General features: G+C 59.7%; 14 protein-coding genes and 1 pseudogene. 7 read left to right on the top strand and 8 right to left on the bottom strand.

The window, feature by feature from the left end; all coding sequences use genetic code 11:
* Positions 1-252 precede the first annotated feature (252 nt).
* From RCCGE510_RS31270 to RCCGE510_RS31240, 7 genes are all read left to right on the top strand, one after another.
* Entirely contained in the window at positions 253-1167 is a 915-nt protein-coding gene (locus tag RCCGE510_RS31270; RefSeq protein ID WP_007637128.1) for a cytochrome c, read from the top strand.
* A 164-nt stretch (positions 1168-1331) separates the two neighbouring features.
* Positions 1332-2495: a helix-turn-helix domain-containing protein gene (locus RCCGE510_RS31265; protein ID WP_007637126.1), complete on the top strand. Its 1164-nt coding sequence runs from the start codon at positions 1332-1334 to the stop codon at positions 2493-2495.
* A 104-nt stretch (positions 2496-2599) separates the two neighbouring features.
* The gene (locus tag RCCGE510_RS31260; RefSeq protein WP_007637125.1) at positions 2600-3007 is read left to right on the top strand and encodes a response regulator; all 408 of its coding nucleotides are present in this window, start codon (positions 2600-2602) and stop codon (positions 3005-3007) included.
* Between the two features lie 35 nt (positions 3008-3042).
* Entirely contained in the window at positions 3043-3438 is a 396-nt protein-coding gene (locus RCCGE510_RS31255) for a response regulator (RefSeq protein ID WP_007637124.1), read from the top strand.
* A gap of 162 nt (positions 3439-3600) precedes the next feature.
* Positions 3601-4623, top strand: coding sequence for a chemotaxis protein CheB (locus RCCGE510_RS31250; protein WP_037080643.1), 1023 nt, complete (start codon positions 3601-3603; stop codon positions 4621-4623).
* A gap of 64 nt (positions 4624-4687) precedes the next feature.
* The gene (locus RCCGE510_RS31245; RefSeq protein ID WP_007637122.1) at positions 4688-8665 is read left to right on the top strand and encodes a CheR family methyltransferase; all 3978 of its coding nucleotides are present in this window, start codon (positions 4688-4690) and stop codon (positions 8663-8665) included.
* Entirely contained in the window at positions 8658-9041 is a 384-nt protein-coding gene (locus tag RCCGE510_RS31240) for a response regulator (protein WP_007637121.1), read from the top strand. The genes RCCGE510_RS31245 and RCCGE510_RS31240 overlap by 8 nt, the downstream gene beginning before the upstream one ends.
* A gap of 80 nt (positions 9042-9121) precedes the next feature.
* On the opposite strand, the gene RCCGE510_RS31235 is transcribed toward RCCGE510_RS31240, so the two are convergent.
* The 8 genes and pseudogenes from RCCGE510_RS31235 to RCCGE510_RS31200 form a co-directional block, all read right to left on the bottom strand.
* The gene (locus RCCGE510_RS31235; RefSeq protein WP_007637120.1) at positions 9122-9340 is read right to left on the bottom strand and encodes a hypothetical protein; all 219 of its coding nucleotides are present in this window, start codon (positions 9338-9340) and stop codon (positions 9122-9124) included.
* A gap of 140 nt (positions 9341-9480) precedes the next feature.
* On the bottom strand, positions 9481-9903 hold the full coding sequence (locus RCCGE510_RS31230) for a c-type cytochrome (RefSeq protein WP_037080578.1): 423 nt from the start codon (positions 9901-9903) through the stop codon (positions 9481-9483).
* A complete protein-coding gene (locus RCCGE510_RS31225; protein ID WP_037080574.1) occupies positions 9878-10780 on the bottom strand; it encodes a cytochrome c oxidase assembly protein in 903 nt (300 codons plus the stop codon). Before RCCGE510_RS31225 ends, RCCGE510_RS31230 begins: the two co-directional genes overlap by 26 nt.
* On the bottom strand, positions 10777-11379 hold the full coding sequence (locus tag RCCGE510_RS31220) for a cytochrome c oxidase subunit 3 (protein WP_007637117.1): 603 nt from the start codon (positions 11377-11379) through the stop codon (positions 10777-10779). The genes RCCGE510_RS31225 and RCCGE510_RS31220 overlap by 4 nt, the downstream gene beginning before the upstream one ends.
* The gene (gene ctaD, locus RCCGE510_RS31215; RefSeq protein ID WP_007637115.1) at positions 11376-13289 is read right to left on the bottom strand and encodes a cytochrome c oxidase subunit I; all 1914 of its coding nucleotides are present in this window, start codon (positions 13287-13289) and stop codon (positions 11376-11378) included. The genes RCCGE510_RS31220 and ctaD overlap by 4 nt, the downstream gene beginning before the upstream one ends.
* Positions 13286-14263 carry a cytochrome c oxidase subunit II gene (gene coxB / locus RCCGE510_RS31210; RefSeq protein WP_007637113.1) on the bottom strand — a complete coding sequence of 326 codons (978 nt, stop codon included), beginning with the start codon at positions 14261-14263 and terminating at the stop codon, positions 13286-13288. Before coxB ends, ctaD begins: the two co-directional genes overlap by 4 nt.
* Positions 14260-14853 (bottom strand): cytochrome c, encoded by a 594-nt coding sequence (locus tag RCCGE510_RS31205; protein WP_007637112.1) that lies wholly within the window; start codon positions 14851-14853, stop codon positions 14260-14262. Before RCCGE510_RS31205 ends, coxB begins: the two co-directional genes overlap by 4 nt.
* A gap of 15 nt (positions 14854-14868) precedes the next feature.
* Positions 14869-17270: pseudogene (locus RCCGE510_RS31200) on the bottom strand (FdhF/YdeP family oxidoreductase).
* Positions 17271-17306: the final 36 nt, after the last annotated feature.

Genomic DNA, 17306 nt, shown 5'->3' with positions numbered 1-17306 from the left:
ATTCAGTCCGGCGACGAACGCGGTTTTGAAAGTCGAGCTGCACAATCGCCATCACTCTTCACCCTTTTCCCTGCGGCAGGTCCACGCCAACAGGCGAGGTCGGAACATTCGCTGTTGTCTGTGGTTTGGATTGCACGCCGGCGGAGGACGAGGCGATGGTGTGCAGTTGCGGTTTCTCGCCACGGCCGGCGGGAGTACATGGTCTAGCCGTCGCCGGCTTGAGACGATGGTTCAACACTTTGCGGGTTCAACATGCTGAAAGGTGCCCGGCTATTTTCCATCGCCATCGCGGCGATCCTCGTTGGCTTCTCCACGGTCTGGCTGCTGACTAGGTCGCACGCTCCTTTCGCTGCCGACGATCCGAGGCTGACACCAGGAAATGCTGAGCGCGGCCGGCTGGTATTTGCCGCTGGCGATTGCGCCTCCTGCCATGCCTCTCCCGGTCAGCCGGATCGCCTGAAACTCGGGGGCGATCTTGCGCTTGCCTCGCCCTTTGGAACCTTCAGGACACCCAATATCTCGCCAGACCTTCAAGCCGGCATAGGATCCTGGTCGGTGGCTGATTTGGCTAACGCCCTGATTGCGGGTGTATCGCCGACAAGGCAGCATTATTACCCGGTCTTTCCCTATGCCAGCTATACTGGAATGACACTCGATGATGTCAGGGACCTCTATGCCTTTCTGCATACGCTTGTGCCGGTTGCCGATCGGCCACAACCGCATGATATCGCCTTGCTGTTTCGCATCCGGCGGTTCGTCGGCGTCTGGAAGTTCTTGTTCTTTCACGAGGGCCGATCCGAGGGGATGCTGAACGGTGATCCCGTGCATGATCGCGGCGCTTATCTCGTGGAGGTCCTCGGCCATTGCGCCGAATGCCATGCCTCCCGCAACGTCTTCGGCGCGATAAAACCGAAAACCCGCTTTGCCGGCGGAGTGAGCTCGGAGGGTGTCGGTTTCAATCCGAACATCACGCCGGAGGGCATCGGCTCATGGTCGGAGGATGATATCGTGGAGATGCTCAAAAGCGGCAAGACGCCTGATCACGGTTATGTCGGCTGGTCGATGGCAGATGTCGTTAAGAATACCTCGGAACTGACTGAGGCCGACCGTACTGCTATCGCTCGATACCTGAAGTCGCTTCCCCCGCGCCCGACGCCCCATCCCTAGCCATAGGGCTACCGCGAAGCGGCTCCCTATACGATCTCTCGCACGTCTCTGATACCACAGCCGATCACGATATCTGATAATGATGCTTTGCGGGTTCCTCGGAACAGGTCGGTAACCCAAACGTTTTCGTCTGAAACAGACCATGACGTCAGGAGGCCATCGGCATGAATACGGCTTTTGACAAGCCCGCGCGGGTCGCCTTGGTCGTTGAGGACGATTACGTCCTTGCGAGTGACCTCGCGTCGAAGCTGTCAGAAGTCGGGATGAAGATTATTGGGCCGGCCCCCAATGTCCAGCAAGCGCTTAAATTTATCGAGGATTTTTCTCAAATCGATGTTGCAATTCTGGACATCAATCTCCGAGGAACGATGGTGTTCCCGGTCGCTGATGAACTATCGAAGCGAAATATCCCCTTCTTCTTTGCAACCGGCTACAGCCGGGACGTTGTTCCTCCCCGATTCGCAGATCGGATATTCGTCGAAAAGCCGCTAGATAAGAACGCGATTTACGGGGCCATTTCCGACTGCCGGGACTCCACGCAGAAGGCACCGGGCGATCAAGAAAATATGATTCTTTCCGCGCTTTCTCCCCGTGAAAATGATGTCATTCGGCCGCACCTAGAACGGGTCCGATTGGTCCAAGGCGAAATCCTCGAACAGCAGTTTAAAGAGATATCGGCTGTCTCGTTCATCGAAACCGGAATTATCTCACTCGTCGCCATGTCCCTCGAAGGCTCGCAGGTGGAGGCTGGCCTGATCGGGCGTGAAGGCGTGACGGGCACCGGCCTGCTCCAAGGCGACTGGCGCACGCCTTACAATCTGATGGTACAGATCGAAGGGACAGCTCAGCGCATCGACGTCGACAGCTTTCTTCGGGTCACGCATAAGGCGCCACAGTTGCGCGCGCTTTCCTCGTCGTTTGCGAGGTCGCTCGGGACTCAGATAGGCTACACGGCCCTGGCCAACGGCCGATATTCCATAGAGCAGAGACTGGCGCGCTGGCTGCTCATGCTCAATGATCGCGTAGACAGCCAAGTGCTGAATCTTACCCACCAATATATGTCTTTCATGCTGGGCGTCCGGCGTTCCGGCGTGACAAGCGCTCTCCACGTTCTGGAGGGCGAGAAGCTCATCAGATCCATACGAGGAAAGGTGATTGTCGTCGATCGGGATGGCCTCATCCTGAAAGCCCATGGTTCCTACGGCATCCCCGAGGCGGAATACGAACGCTTGATGGGTTTTTCTTTGAGGAGCCCGGAGAACATTGCACTAAACACGGCCAATCGTCTCTCCACTTTTACAGCCTCACAATTCCAGGGGCGAAAATGAAGTCTATATCCACGAACGGTCAGCACCTCGTGGCAGCACTTAATCCTGTTAACGGACGCAACTTTTCCCTTCAGCAATCGTTTGAGAGGCGAAGGAGTCCGATCATGCAGCAATCGCTCGCGCTCGCGGGGCGCTACTACCTGGTCGTCGAGGACGCGTATCTGGCAGCGACCAGCATGATGACCGCCCTTGAGGACGAAGGCGCTGAAGTCGCGGGACCCGTATCGAATGTTGCGGGTGCCGTGGAACTCGTCCGCGAGCGGGCGTTGGAACTCGACGGGGCAATTCTCGACATCAATTTGCGCGGAACGATGGCTTACCCGGTTGCCGAGAAGCTCACCGAATACCAAATCCCATTCGTTTTTGTCACCGGCTACGAGTGTTCTTCCGTGCCAGAACCTTTCAAGGCCATGCCTTACCTCAACAAACCATGTAACGAACAAGAATTATTGACAGTGCTCGCCGGCTTGCCGGCACGGCAGCAGAGGCCTGGAGTGCATCCGGTGTCTTGACACCTATCACTCCCGCCTCGCTGGAAAGGTGCACGGTGGAAAAAAACAATCAAACGAAACTGTTCTCGGGAAAGCGCATCCTGATCGTTGAAGACGAATATTTTCTTGCCGACGAGACCCGCCGCAAGCTCGAAGACCTCGGCGCAATCGTCGTCGGACCGACGTCAAACGTCAGCCGCGCCCTCGACCTAATCAACAAGGAACATATCGACGCGGCGATCCTCGACGTCTACCTGGGTGACGAGCTGGTATTTGCCGTCGCCGATGAACTGGAGGCGCGAGACATCAACTTCGTCTTTGCTACCGGCTACGACCCATCCCACATTCCTGTGAAATACAAGGGATTTGCCCTCTGCGAAAAACCGACCGAACTCGAACACATCGCCGTCGCACTCTTTGGTCCAGCTGGCGGGATCGAACGGCTTAACTGACCGTCTCGCAGAAGCTGTCTTAAAGTTGCTGACGTGCCGTTGATCCTGCCGATGGCCGGGGTGAGCTGCGGTATGCGGGGGAAGAATGAGGCAAGTCCGCGCACCATGCGGAACCATGAGGCCTTGCCGATTGTTGAGCATGATCATGAAAGGTCAAAGGTCATGTCCTCAAGCGCGACCAAGGATATTATTGCAATCGGCGGATCGGCAGGAAGTGGTGCCGTCCTTAGGACACTCGTCGCCGATTTACCCGCCGACCTTCCAGCGAGTATCTTCGTCAGCACTCACATTCCTGCAAACTCTCCCGGTTTTCTGCCGGAGATGCTGGCGGCAAGATGCAAGCTTCCGGTGACGCAGGCGGTTGACGGACAGCCGATCGAGCGCGGCCATGTCTATCTCGCAGCTCCCGATCGCCACCTGCTGCTCATGGGGGAAACGATCAAGTTCGGAGCCGGCCCGCGGGAAAACATGGTCAGGCCCTCGATCGACCCGATGTTTCGCTCTGCTGCCCTGTCCTTCGGTCCACGTGTGGTGGGGCTCGTCCTGACCGGGATGCTCAATGACGGAGCTGCAGGCCTGCATGCGATCAAATCTAATGGTGGCACGGCCGTGGTGCAACACCCTCTCGATGCGGAGGCGGATCAAATGCCGCTGGCCGCGCTTGAGGCAGTGGAGGTCGATCATGTGGCCCCGGCCGCTGATCTCGGCAGACTTCTGACCGATATCGCAGGAAGCAAAGCGGGGCCGGAACTTGATCTGCCATCGGACGAGTTGCGGCTCGAGGTCGAAATCGCGACTGGTGGGCGAACCGGCAGCGCCGAGCTTCGTAAGATCGCGTCGCCAATCGCTATCACCTGTCCGGACTGCCATGGCGTGCTTTCAGAGGTTCGGGGTTCCCGGCCGTTGCGATTTCGGTGTCAGATCGGCCACGCCTATACCGCTGACGCGCTTGCTGCGCATATCGATGAGCTTGATGGTGCGATCAGGATTGCCATGCGGGTCATGGAGGAGCGGGTGACGCTCGTGGAGCGGATGGCGCGGGACGCCCGCGACACCGGCCGCAACGCCGTCGCCGAACTCTACGAGGCGAGGGCTATAGAATATCGGCAGTATTCCGCGACCCTGCGCGACGCCGCCCTGACATCCCTGCGCCTCGGCCGAGCGTCACGTTTCCAAGACGTTTGATAAAGGTGTATCTTTGTGCCGTGCCGAACGTCTAAAGTCGGTGCAACAGAGACATGGATCGACGATGGCGTACGACGAACAGGACAATATGGAGCAACCGGCAGCCGCGCCTGAACGGGATCAGCTCGAACAGCCGCTCGTGCTGGTCGGTATTGCGGTTTCAGCGCAGTCGCTTCGCTCGCTCGAACAGATATTTTCCGAGACCGGCGTGAGCCTGGGCGCGTCCTACCTTGTGACAGTGCACCAGCAGGAGGGCCTCAGTGCTGCGACCGTCCTTGAAATGCTGGGCCGGCAGGACAGACTGGCGGTGACCGTCGCAGTCGATGGCGAGCGGATCCTTCAGGATCACATCTACATCGGTGGCTCCGACGATATGATGACACTCGAAGACGGTCATATCCGCGTCCGGCCGGCCTCCGAACCCGTCGGCCATCGTGGCACGGTCGACACGATGTTGATCTCGCTGGCAGAACACGCCCATGAGCGGGCGATTGCTGTGGTCCTGGCGGGGCTGGATAACGACGGCACCGCCGGGGTCGCGGCAACCAAGAAGTTCGGCGGCCTCTCGATCGTGGAGATAAACGAAAGCGAAAATGGATCTCCCGAAGAAGGGAGAGGGGCAGTGGCGATTGCCGACTTGCGTCTGCCGGCCCAGAGCATCGCAACGCAGATCGCGCTTTATGCGAGCAACGTTATCGAGGAAGAAGATGCTGGCCTGGACGACGAGCCGCCGAGCGGCGGCATGGAGGCGCACCTTATCCAAATTGCCACCGTTCTTCGCAATGTCACCAGCCACGATTTCCATGGATACAAGCGCGGGACCTTCACGCGGCGGGTTCAGCGACGCATGCAGGTGCTGCAGATCGGCAGCATTGACGCCTATATCGAGCGGCTACGCACTAGCCGTGACGAAGTTCAGAACCTCTTTCAGGACCTGCTGATCGGCGTCACGCAGTTTTTCAGGGATCCCGGCGAGTTCGAAGCGCTTGAACGGGAGATTCCAAGGCTGTTCGAGGGCAAGGAACCAACGGACCAATTGCGCGTCTGGGTGCTGGGCTGCGCCACCGGCGAGGAAGCTTACTCGATCGCCATGCTGCTGCGAGAGCATATGGCGACCATGGACTACCCGCCAGACGTGCAGATATTTGCGACGGATCTCGACGCCCGCGCGCTGGGGATTGCGCGCGCCGGTCGCTATCCTGCCGCGATAACGTCGCAAGTCCAGCCCGAACGCCTTGCCCGCTGGTTCGTGCGTGAAGGCGACACCTATTGCGTCGTCAAGGAATTGCGGGAGATGTGCATCTTCTCGCCGCACAACATCGTCAAGGACGCGCCATTTTCCCGCATCGACATCTTGTCTTGCAGAAACCTGCTGATCTATCTCGACAGCGATCTGCAAAACAGGGTCATTCCGATCTTTCACTTTGCCCTCAGATCAAGCGGCATTCTGTTTTTGGGGTCTTCGGAGAACGTCACCCGGCACGCCAAGCTTTTTGCGCCCGTCGACCGCAAAAATCGGCTGTTTCGAAGGCTGGAGACGGCAATCCGCATTATTCCGGACTTTCCGCTCAGTCCGCGCCCGCGTAGCCCCGACCATGCACTCTCGATACCTGCTCCCATGCTGCAGACCGGGCGGCTGTCAGCGACGATCAGTCGCCAAGCGGAGGTCGTCGCGGAGCGCTTTGCCCCAGCCTATGTGGTCGTTGATTCGCACTATGACGTGCTGCATTTCTCAGGACGCACGGGCCGCTACCTCGAACCGGCATCGGGAACGGCGACGCTCAATCTCCTGAGCCTTGCCCATCGCGATCTTCGGCTCGACATGCGCTCAGCCCTGCAGCGTGCAACGACTGAAGCCGTCAAGGTCGAGGTTCCAAGGGTGCTGCTGCGCCAGGACGATCGCACCTACGCCGTCAATATCATCGTCGAACCGCTTGGCAGCGGCGACGTCACTTCGCTGATCGTGCTGTTTCAAGACGCCGGGCAGGTGGCCGAGGGGACGGCGCCTGACGGAGGACGGTTGACAAGCGAAGAGCATGTCCAGCGGCTGGAGACCGACCTGCGCGTTACGCGTGACCGGCTGCAGGCGACAATCGAGGAGCTGGAATCGACAAACGAGGAACTCAAATCGTCCAACGAAGAATATCAGTCGATCAACGAAGAGCTGCAGTCGGCCAACGAGGAGATGGAGACTTCAAAGGAAGAACTGCAGTCGGTCAACGAGGAGCTGCAGACCGTCAACGGTGAGCTTGCCCATCGGGTTACCGAACTTGACCGGACGAATTCGGACTTGAAGAACCTCCTCGAGGCGACGCAGATAGCCACGGTTTTCCTCGATAATGATCTGCGCGTCAGGAGTTTCACGCCGGCGGCCACCGAAATCTTCCATCTGCTTGACACGGACGTCGGGCGGCCGCTCGACCATGTCGTATCACGCGTCGCCTATCCCGAACTGCTGGACGATGTTCGTCTCGTTCTCAGAACACTGATGCCCGTCGACAGAAAGGTCAGCGACCCCGCCAATGACCGGCATTACGCTGCACGCGCCCTGCCGTATCGCAGTGTCGACAACTATATCAGCGGTGCTGTCGTTACCTTTACCGACCTGACCGCCACTTACGAGGCGGAGGTGGCGCTTCGGCGCAGCGAGGAGCGCTTGCAGCGCGTCCTGGAGACCGATGCGGTCGGAGTGATCTTTTTCGATCAGGAAGGCGTCATATTCGACGCCAACGACGTCTTCTTGAAGATGTCCGGCTACAGTCGCTCGCAAATGGAGCGCGCCGAACTGCACTGGCGCCGGCTAACCCCGGATGAGCACCTTGCCGAGAGCGAGGCCCAGATGGACGCTCTGAAAGAAACGGGCAAGATCGGGCCATACGAGAAAGAATACTTCCTCGCCGACGGGACGCGTCGCTGGTTGTTGTTTGCCGGGCGCGATCTTGGCGACGGCACGACCGTTGAGTTCTGCATCGACATCTCGGCACGAAAACAGGCACAAGCAGCTTTGCGACAAGGGGAGGAGCAGTTCCGCCTGTTTGGCGAAGCCTCCTCCGACGTGCTGTGGATCCGCGACGCCGAGACGCTGCAATGGGTCTATCTGACGCCGGCTTTCGAAACCATTTATGGTGTCGAGCGAGAGCAGGCGATGACCGGCAACAATTTCCGCAGTTGGGCCGAACTCATCGTTCCCGAAGACCGGGAACAGGCGCTTTCCGAAATCGGCCGGGTGCGAGATGGCGAGCGCGTGGAATTCGAGTACCGTATCAGGCGCGCCTCGGACCACGAGATCCGCTGGTTGCGGAGTGCGGACTTCCCGCTTGTCGGCGAGGACGGGAATGTCAAGCAGATCGGTGGGATCGGCCGCGATATCACGGATGAAAAAACCTCTGCCGACCGTATGAAAGTTCTCGTCGCCGAGCTTCAGCACCGGACGCGCAACCTGATGGCCGTCGTTCGGTCGATTGCCGACAAGACCATGCGCACCAGCACCGATCTGGCGGATTTCCAGGAGAGGTTCCGTGATCGCCTGGATGTGCTGGCGCGAGTGCAGGGCCTGTTATCGCGGTTGCAGGAGGGGGATCGGATCACTTTCGATCAACTCATCCGCTCTGAACTTGCAGCCCACGGCGTATCGGAAAGCGAGACGGACCGGATCACTCTGGAAGGTCCGGACGGCGTGAGGCTTCGCTCGACGACTGTGCAGACGATGGCATTGGCGATGCATGAGCTTGGCACCAACGCCGCCAAATATGGAGCGCTTAGTCAACCTCAGGCGCATCTGGCTATCATCTGGCGTATCGAGCAACAAGGCGAAGGCGGCAAGCCATGGCTTCATGTCGACTGGCGGGAGAGCCAGGTGGAGATGCCGCCCGCCAATTCTGGACCGCAAGGGGGTGGCCAAGGTCGAGAACTGATCGAGCGAGCGCTGCCCTACCAGCTCGATGCGAAGACCTCCTATTCAATTGGCGATGACGGGATCCATTGTATGATCGGGATCCCGGTTTCCCTCAGCAATCTGATCGAGGATGAAGGACATGGCTGAAGGGTCCCTGCACGGTTGTCATGTGTTGGTCGTCGAGGACGAATTCATGCTGGCGGAGGACCTGTCCCAGGAGTTGGCTGATGCCGGCGCCGTGGTGGTCGGCCCAGCGCAATCGCTGGAGCGTGCGATCGAGCTGCTGGCGACGCCTGATGTCCTTGACGCAGCGATTCTGGACGTCAACCTGCAGGGCAAGCAGGTATACCCGCTTGCTGATTTGCTGATGGAGCGCAATATCCCCTTTGTGTTCACAACCGGCTATGATGCCTCCGTTCTGCCGGCAAGGTTCCGGTTGATGGGTTGCTGTGCCAAACCTATCGATATGCCGCGGCTGGTGGAAGCTTTGCAAAATGCTATCGGCACGTCTCGCGGGGCATAGTCGCCTAGTCAATCGATCGCCCTGTCGATCGATAGTTCGCAATGTTCGCCTTGGCCTAGCAGCCGGCGTCATGCTTCCGATCACAGCGCAAGCAACTCCGCCTTAAGCCGATCGAGGTGAGCAACGTGCATGACCTGCGACTCTTCGAAATTCAGTAGAAGGCGCTCCGCTTCCCTCAAGTCGGCGCCAAGGGCGGTCAGTTCGACCACAATCTCGCGCTGCCGAGCGATGTGCTGTTCTCCCAACACGACATGCTCTCGCGCCTGCTGCAAATGTTTCTCCACCATTACCCGGTCCATGTTCAATCTCCTTTGCCGGCAATAGATCATGCGCTTATTGTCTGTATTAGAAAACGATAATCCCTTGTCCTGGGACACGGGCAAAGGATCCCTTGCTCACTGACGGCAGCCGCCGCCGTTGACGGGAAAAGGCGGGCGCATCAGCGAGCATAAAGATAGGCGGCCAAATCGCGCGCCTCGTTCTCCGATATTCCAGTAGCGGGCATCGCCGTCTTGGAAGAATAGGCCTGAGGCGCGACGATCCAGCCAACGAGGTTGTCGGCGGAATTGTTGAGCACGCCGGCGATATAGACCTGCTCGCGCAGACCAGAGAGATCGCCGCCCACCTTGCCGTCGGCACCGTGGATGCCCGGGATCGTATGACATCCGCTGCATCCGTATCGGCGAAAGATCACCGGCGCGCGGGCGGGGTCGCCTTTTGTCATGGCGATAGCCGTTGCTTGTCTTTCGGATCGCCCACGATAGATGTCGGTCAAAGCCAATGCCGCGGTCAGGCTCAGCGCACACGCGCCTATGACGAAGATCGGGCGCAGGGACCTACCGGGCGATGATGCGTGTTCCACCTGCGCCTCCTTTCCCCGAGTCCCTGATCCAAAGGGCTGCCAACACCAGGGCAACAACTGCGTAGATCACCCCTGCGGGCACCCACATCACCAGGCCTGCCATTTGCTGATCTTCGAGCGGCAAGAGCCCCCAATCCTCCGAGGCTCGTGTCTGCAGGCCATAGAGTACGTTTGGTGAAAGCGCGATCAGGGCGCCGAGGATGCTCATATGCAGCATGGTCAGGAAAAGATGCCAGGCGGCAAGCCCCCTGTTGGTCTTCCAGATGACGGACCACCAGAACAGGATGGCGCTCGCAAAAAAGCAAAGGTGCTGCAGGCGGTGGAGGGGAACGCTTTCGACAGCCGCGTCGAACAGCACAGGCGCGTGCCACGCCCAGATCGCCATGCCATGCACCAGCGTTGCAACCGTGCCGCTGCTGAGGAAGGTCCATGTTCTGCGCACCGTCTTGTTGGCAAGGGCCTGTCCCGTCCGGCGCCTGATGGTCCTCGGAAAGCCCCAGAGCAGCACCGCCGGAGGGCGCGCAAGCACGATGAGCGGCGCGGAAACCGCCATAACCAGTTCGTGCTCGATCATGTGAACGGTAAACAGCTGTTCTCCCAGCCAATGCAGCGGAGAGACAAGCGCGCCGGCAAGCACGAGCCAGCCGCTCCAGAAGATCAAGGTCCGACGTACGACGGCACGACGGCTTGCAAGTGATCGCACGGGTAAGCGAAGGCTGCCGCAGCCATAGAGGATTGCGCTGAGACCAAGCGGCACGAGTATCCAGGGATCGGCAGTCCATGGGAGCGAACTCGAATGCACATGGTCTTCATGCGCGACTGCCGGGTGGCTTGCCGCAATGGCAGCAAGAAACATCAATGCGCGTCCTGATCTCATAACCGCGGCACCCAATAGAGGCATCCGTAAAGGGGAAGCCATGTCAGGACGACAAAGTTCCAGTAAAGCGCGTTGTCCTCGACGTCGCCGTAGCGCCGCGCATTGTCTCCGTGCTTTGAAAACATCAGGCAGGCAAGAACGATGGTATCGATGAGGTCGGTGACGATGTGGGTCGTATGCAGGCCGAGCATGGTCCAGACGATCGATCCATAGGCGTTGTTGTCCCAACCGATATGGAGGGCAGGAAATTCGAAGGCGCGGGGTATCAGGGGAAGAATGCCGAGTAACGCCATGACCACCAGTCCCGCCCGCACCTTGCGAAGGTCCCTCTGCTTTGCCCATCGCGATACCAAAATGTTCGGCACCACGCTGACAAGAAGGAGCAGGGTCAGGATGGTTCCGGCAGGAAGATCCGGAGGAGGAGCTTTGATCGGCCACTGCGGCGCCAGGCTCATCAGGTAGAAATAGACGGCGATCGCCAGAGCAAAGCCCGTCCCTTCGATCAGCATGAAGGCGCTGGTGCCCCAGAAGGTCAGACTTGCACTGCCCATGCCGTGTGGGGGAAGTTTCGACAGATCGAGGGCTATGCGTTCTTTCACGACTCGTCCTCCGGCGTTTGCTTCGGCCAGAACCATCCGGTCAGCGTGACCGCCACCGGAATTGCCCCCCAGATCACCGCCCAGGGGCTGAAGATCGAGGCAATCAGCATGACGGTCGTCGCAATGGCTGCCAGGAATGGCCAGATGGAATCGGCTGGCGAGGATTCCCGGGCTTCCGGATCGGCTGATGTGACGCTGCTGACGATCAGTTCGCGCCGGTCGAGCCGCAATCCAGTTGCCACTGGCAGCGTCTCGCGCGACCACCAGAGCGGCTCTCGGGATTCGACGACGGGAATATGCCGGAAGTTATAGGGAGGCGGTGGCGAGGGCATCGCCCATTCCAGTGTCGAGGCGTTCCAGGGATTGGCGCCGGCCGGCGGGCCATGCCGATAGCTGCGCAGGACGTCGACGACGAAGACCAGGAAGCCGGCGGCGAGGATGACAGCACTGAGGCTGACGAAGAGGTTCAGACCCGCCCAGGGCAGATCTGGCGGATAGGTGTAGATCCGCCGCGGCATGCCTTGCAGGCCCAGGATGTGCATCGGGAAAAAGGTGAGGTGGAAGCCGGTGAAGATCAGCCCGAAGGCCCAGCGGCCGAGCCTCTCGCTCATCATCCGGCCGGTCATCTTTGGGAACCAGTAATAGATCGCGCCGATCAGCGGGAAGACCGACCCGCCGATCAGCACATAATGGAAATGCGCCACGACGAAATAAGTGTCGTGAACCTGGCTATCGAACGGCACCGACGCCACCATAATCCCGGTCAGCCCGCCGATAACGAAGGTAATGAGGAAACCGATGATGAAAAGCATCGGTGTCTTGAAGATGGGGCGGCCATCCCACAGTGTCGCCAGCCAGCAGAAGATCTGGGTCCCGGCCGGAATGGCAATCGCCATGCTTGATGCGGTGAAGAAGCTGCTGCCCAAGCGCGGCAGGCCGGCCACGAACATGTGGTGCACCCAGAGACCGAAGGCGAGAACGCCTGTGGCAATCATCGCCAGCACCAACGGCAAATAGCCGAAGGTGGGGCGCTGCGTGAAGGTGGAGATCATCGCCGACACCATGCCGACGGCGGGCAGGAAAATGATATAAACTTCCGGATGCCCGAAGAACCAGAACAGATGCTGCCAGAGAAGGGCATCGCCGCCCTCCGCCGGATTGAAGAACTGGGTGCCGACCAAGCGATCGAGAATGAGCGACGAACTGGCGAGCATGATCGCCGGCATTGCCATGATGACCAGAAAGGCGGTGACAAGCATCGACCAGACGAAGATTGGGATGCGGTCGAGCGACATGCCGGGGGCCCGCAGCTTGAAGACGGTCACGACGATTTCGACGGCAACGGCAAGGGCCGAGACTTCCGTGAAGGTGATCATCTGGGCCCAGATATCTACCCGCTTGCCCGCGCCGTATTGCGGGCCCGAAAGAGGCACATAGGCGAACCATCCGACATCGGGAGCGGTATCGAGGGCAAGAGAGATCCACAGAACCAGCCCTCCGGCGACAAACATCCAGTAAGAAAAGGCATTCAGCCTGGGAAAGGCAATGTTGCGGGTACCGACCATCAGCGGAACGAGATAGACCGCCATCGCCTCCATCACCGGCACTGCGAACAGGAACATCATGTTGCTCCCATGCACGGTGAAGATCTGGTTATAACGGTCCGCGCTGATGAAACGGGCCTCCGGGAAAGCGAGCTGCAGGCGCATCGCCAGCGCCAGAATGCCGCCAAGCATCAGAAAGACGAAGGCAGTGGCGATATAGCGACGGCCGATGACCTTGTGATCGACCGTGGAGAGCGCCGCCAGCAGCCCTGACGGCGTCGACCAGGTGCGCCGGAGAAGGGCCTCGGCCTTTTCGTCGCCGGCCGCCAGATCAGCGGGGGAGGGAATTTTACCGCGCCATATCATTGGAGCTCCCTCATATAGGCGCTCAATTGGCGCAACTCTTCACTGGTGACGGGAACCAACGGCATGTTGTTTCCGGGCTTCAGCGTTTGCGGATCGGCAATCCATGCAGCAATCGAGCCCCGCGTATTCTCCAGTAGTCCGGCGCCGATCGTGCTCCGGCTGCCGATATGGGTGAGGTCAGGACCTGTGGTGCCGGATGCCTCGGTGCCGCGGATCGTATGGCAGGCGGCGCAGGGCTTGCTCATGAACACCAGCTTTCCCGCAGCCGCCTCACCATCCACCGGGGCTGCTGCGGCCCTTTGCGCTGCCAGCCAGCGGGCATAGTCCTCGGGCTCCTCGGCGACGACCAGCAATGCCATATGGCTGTGCTGCAGGCCGCAAAACTCGGCGCACTGACCGCGGTAGACGCCGGGTTTGCTGGCGTGAAGCGTCAACGCATTTTCACGTCCGGGAACCAGATCCTGCTTTCCTGTGAGGTTCGGGACCCAAAAGGAATGGATGACGTCGCTTGCCTCCAGGCGAAGGCGGATATCCGTTCCGACGGGGATATGCAGCTCATTGGCGGTCTGGAAAGACTTTGCAGGGTCGGGATCGAGGTAGATGAACTGCCACCACCATTGTTGCCCGCGAACGACGATCGTCGGGGTGTTAGCCTGCCCACGATCGAGGCTGGGGGTAGCGTAAAAGCTGGCCGCGGTCAGGAAAGTGATCACGACGAATGTTGCGACGATTGCGCCGGCCACCACCCTGCCCATGGACCGCTCGGTCTGCGGCCTGCCAGGCGTCTGGTTCCTTGCACGAAGCAAAGCCCAGGCCATGACGCCCATGACCAGCACGAAGACGATGCTGCAGACGGCGACGAATAGAAATATGAGGTTTTCGAGCGCCGATGCGGACGGCCCGCCCGCATCCAGTGCCGATTGTCGACCGGCACAACCGGAGAGAAAAAGCACGCATGCCGGGGCGATTTTCAAGGCTGGACACCTCGATCGGAACGGACGCCGGCCGGTCCTTCCTCGAAAAGACCCGCGGCCGGTGCGCGGTTCTCGGACGGTCTCGTATGCTTATCGTCATTGCGGCTCGGCGCGGTATAGGGCGTGGAATAGGCGCCGATCGTCCTGACATAACCAGCGAGTTGCCAGATTTGGTCGCTTGTCATCTTGTTCGCGTAGGACGGCATGCCGTGAGGCCGGCCGTCGCGAATGGACGCCACGACCGATACCATTTCAGGACCATAGAACCACCACCCGTCGAGGAAGGAGGGACCTGTTCCGCCGCGTCCATCTCCATGGCAAGTAGAGCAGCCGAACCAGGAATAAAGGCGCTTGCCCTGGCTCAAATCATAGGCCGTCGCCTCATAGGGTTTGCCGAGGGCAAAATAGACGTCCGGCGGTGTGCCGCCGATGCGGCCGGGCGTCAGCCGGAACTGGTCAAGGGCTGAAGTGACAGGCGGGTCGGCCCGATATTGGCGCGGATGTCGTGCCCATCCGATGGATACGCCGATGAGCAGCATGCAGAGGAGCGATCCTGTCGCAAACCAATTGAAATGTCTTGTCGCGCCCATCGCCGCGCTCCTGAATCAGGATGGCGATGAGGTGCCGGAGAGGCTGAGGCTCACCGGCAACAGCTTGTAAGATGGGGTCTTGGCTTTCGCGTCGTGGTGGGCCAGCGGAAAGAGCGGGTTCGCCTCCGGGTAATAGGCCGCGCAGCATCCCTTTGGCATGTCATGCCGGGCGACCCTGAAGCCGGTGACACGGCGCGTCGCCGCGAAATCGATAGCGGTCGTCAGATCGACGAAATCGCCATCCTTAAAGCCCAGTCGCTTTATGTCCTCCTCGTTCATGAAGACGACCTTTCTGGTGCCATCGACACCGCGGTAGCGGTCGCCATAGCCGTAGATCGTCGTGTTGAACTGGTCGTTCGAGCGCAGGGTGGCGAGGTTCAGAACCTCGCCTGCGGCGGGGTCGATGTCGAATTCCGGAAAGAGCCGCGACGGCGTTATGAAATTGGCTTTCTTGTTCGACGTGGCGAATTTGCGCTGCCGCGCCGGTACCGGCCGCGGAATGCCGCCCGGCTGGAACATGCGTTTGTTGAAGTCTCTGAAGGTTTCGGGATAGGTCCCTTCGATCGCATCGCGAATTTTCGAGTAATCGCCAACCCATTCGTCCCAGGGTACACGGCCTTTCGTCAGCGTTGCCTTGGCAATGCCGGCGATGATCGCAGGCTCCGACAGGAGTTCCTGGCTCGCGGGCTTTGCCCTGCCGCGCGATCCGTGGAAATGCGCCACGAGCTTTCGATGGAGACGGCTTGGGGACCGCTTGCTTGTTCGTCGATCTCCAGGCGGCCGAGACAGGGCAAGAGATAGGCGATCTCGCCGTGGATGACATGGCTGCGGTTGAGCTTCGTGGCGATCTGGACGCTCAGGCGAAGCTTTCGCCAGCCTGCTTCCATCGCTTCCGTTTCCGGTACGGCGCGCAGGAAATTACCGCCGAGGCTGACAAAGGCCTTGGCCTCGCCTTGCATGATCGCCTTGCAGGTATCGACAGTCGAGCGACCCTCCCAGGTCGGCGGATCGAAGCGGTAGAGTTCCGACAGCTTGTCGAGGGGCGCCAGGCCCGGCTTTTCGGTTATTCCGACCGTGCGCTGCCCCTGAACGTTCGAGTGACCGCGCACAGCACAAATATTGGCGCCAGGTTTGCCGATATTCCCGCGCAGAAGAGCAAGATTGACGACCATATGAACATTCTGAACGCCCAACACGTGCTGGGTCAGCCCCATGCCGTAGATCATCAGCACGGCTTCGGCCTTGGCATAGGTGTGTGCTGCCTGGGTCATCTGTTCGCGGGTCAGACCCGACACCCGCTCCAACTCGGCCCAATCGTGTCCGCGCGCCGCATCGGCAAATTCCTCGAAGCCTGCAGTGTGTGTCTGGATGAAATCATGGTCGAGAACATGCCTCCTGTCAGCTGCCGCCATGGAGGCGGCAAAGGCGACCGTTGCAGCATTCGACGGATCTTTCGGCACGGCATCGGTACCGGCAACCTTGCTCATCCCATATGCCTTCAGCGCATCGTCGGCTTCGATCAGCGCCTTGCTGACGCCGAAGAGAGCTGCAATGTCGCCGCCGTTTCTCACCTGGTAATATTCGGAGGAGATCGGCGTCGAACGGCCAGTCAGCATCTGGCTCGGCATTTGCGGATTGATGAAATGTTCGAGACCGGGTTCGCGCAACGGGTTGAAGGTGACGATTTTCACGCCTCTGTCGACGGCATCCTGCAGGTCGTGAAGCATTCTCGGCGAAGAGGTGTTGACGTTCTGGGCCATGTAGAAAATGCAATCGCAATTCTCGAAATCGGAAAGGATCGCCGTACCGACGGAGGAGCCGATACTTTCCGGGAGAGCGACTGAGGAACTTTCGTGACACATATTCGAGGAGTCGGGCAGATTGTTGCTGCCGAAGATGCGGGCGAAAAGCTGGTACATATAGGCCGTTTCCAACGAGGCCCGCCCGGAGGTGTAAAAGTTGACTTTCTGGGGAGCGATGCCCCTTAGCTCCCGGCCGATTTCCGTAAAGGCTTCCTCCCAGCTCACCGGTTCGTATTTATCGGTTTCGCTGTTCCAGCGCATCGGGTGGGTCAGGCGGCCTTGCTCCTCAAGGTCGTGATCGCTCCACTCTTCGAGTTCCTGCAAGGTATGGGCGGCGAAAAAGGTGCGGTCTGCCCGGCGGGAGGTGATTTCCCAGGCGGTTGCCTTTGCGCCGTTTTCACAGAATTCCATCGGGTGAGGTTTGGCAGGCTTCGCCCATGCGCAGCTGACACACATATAGCCGTCGGCCTTGTTTTGATGGGCAAGCAGCGACGATCCGGATCGCGGCACGTGCTCGCGCAGAAGAATCTCTCCGGTCGATCTGGCTGCTCCCCACCCCCCCGCTGCATGGCTTCCTTTACCGATTTTGGGGTGATTTTTGGATCTCGCTGACATTTTCGCCTCGACATTTTCCGAGCAAGAATTCCCGGC

Source organism: Rhizobium sp. CCGE 510 (assembly GCF_000292525.1).
Classification (GTDB): Bacteria; Pseudomonadota; Alphaproteobacteria; order Rhizobiales; family Rhizobiaceae; genus Rhizobium.
The sequence above is the reverse complement of the archived record's forward strand: the minus strand, read 5'-3'. Positions and strand labels throughout refer to the sequence as shown.

Bases quoted from the DNA above. Each gene is read 5' to 3' on its own strand.
- RCCGE510_RS31245 (WP_007637122.1), top strand. From the start codon at position 4,688: ATGGCGTACGACGAACAGGACAATATGGAGCAACCGGCAGCCGCGCCT.
- RCCGE510_RS31260 (WP_007637125.1), top strand. From the start codon at position 2,600: ATGCAGCAATCGCTCGCGCTCGCGGGGCGCTACTACCTGGTCGTCGAG.
- RCCGE510_RS31235 (WP_007637120.1), bottom strand. From the start codon at position 9,340: ATGGACCGGGTAATGGTGGAGAAACATTTGCAGCAGGCGCGAGAGCAT.
- RCCGE510_RS31240 (WP_007637121.1), top strand. From the start codon at position 8,658: ATGGCTGAAGGGTCCCTGCACGGTTGTCATGTGTTGGTCGTCGAGGAC.
- RCCGE510_RS31265 (WP_007637126.1), top strand. From the start codon at position 1,332: ATGAATACGGCTTTTGACAAGCCCGCGCGGGTCGCCTTGGTCGTTGAG.
- RCCGE510_RS31225 (WP_037080574.1), bottom strand. From the start codon at position 10,780: ATGAGATCAGGACGCGCATTGATGTTTCTTGCTGCCATTGCGGCAAGC.
- RCCGE510_RS31250 (WP_037080643.1), top strand. From the start codon at position 3,601: ATGTCCTCAAGCGCGACCAAGGATATTATTGCAATCGGCGGATCGGCA.
- RCCGE510_RS31270 (WP_007637128.1), top strand. From the start codon at position 253: ATGCTGAAAGGTGCCCGGCTATTTTCCATCGCCATCGCGGCGATCCTC.
- ctaD (WP_007637115.1), bottom strand. From the start codon at position 13,289: ATGATATGGCGCGGTAAAATTCCCTCCCCCGCTGATCTGGCGGCCGGC.
- RCCGE510_RS31205 (WP_007637112.1), bottom strand. From the start codon at position 14,853: ATGGGCGCGACAAGACATTTCAATTGGTTTGCGACAGGATCGCTCCTC.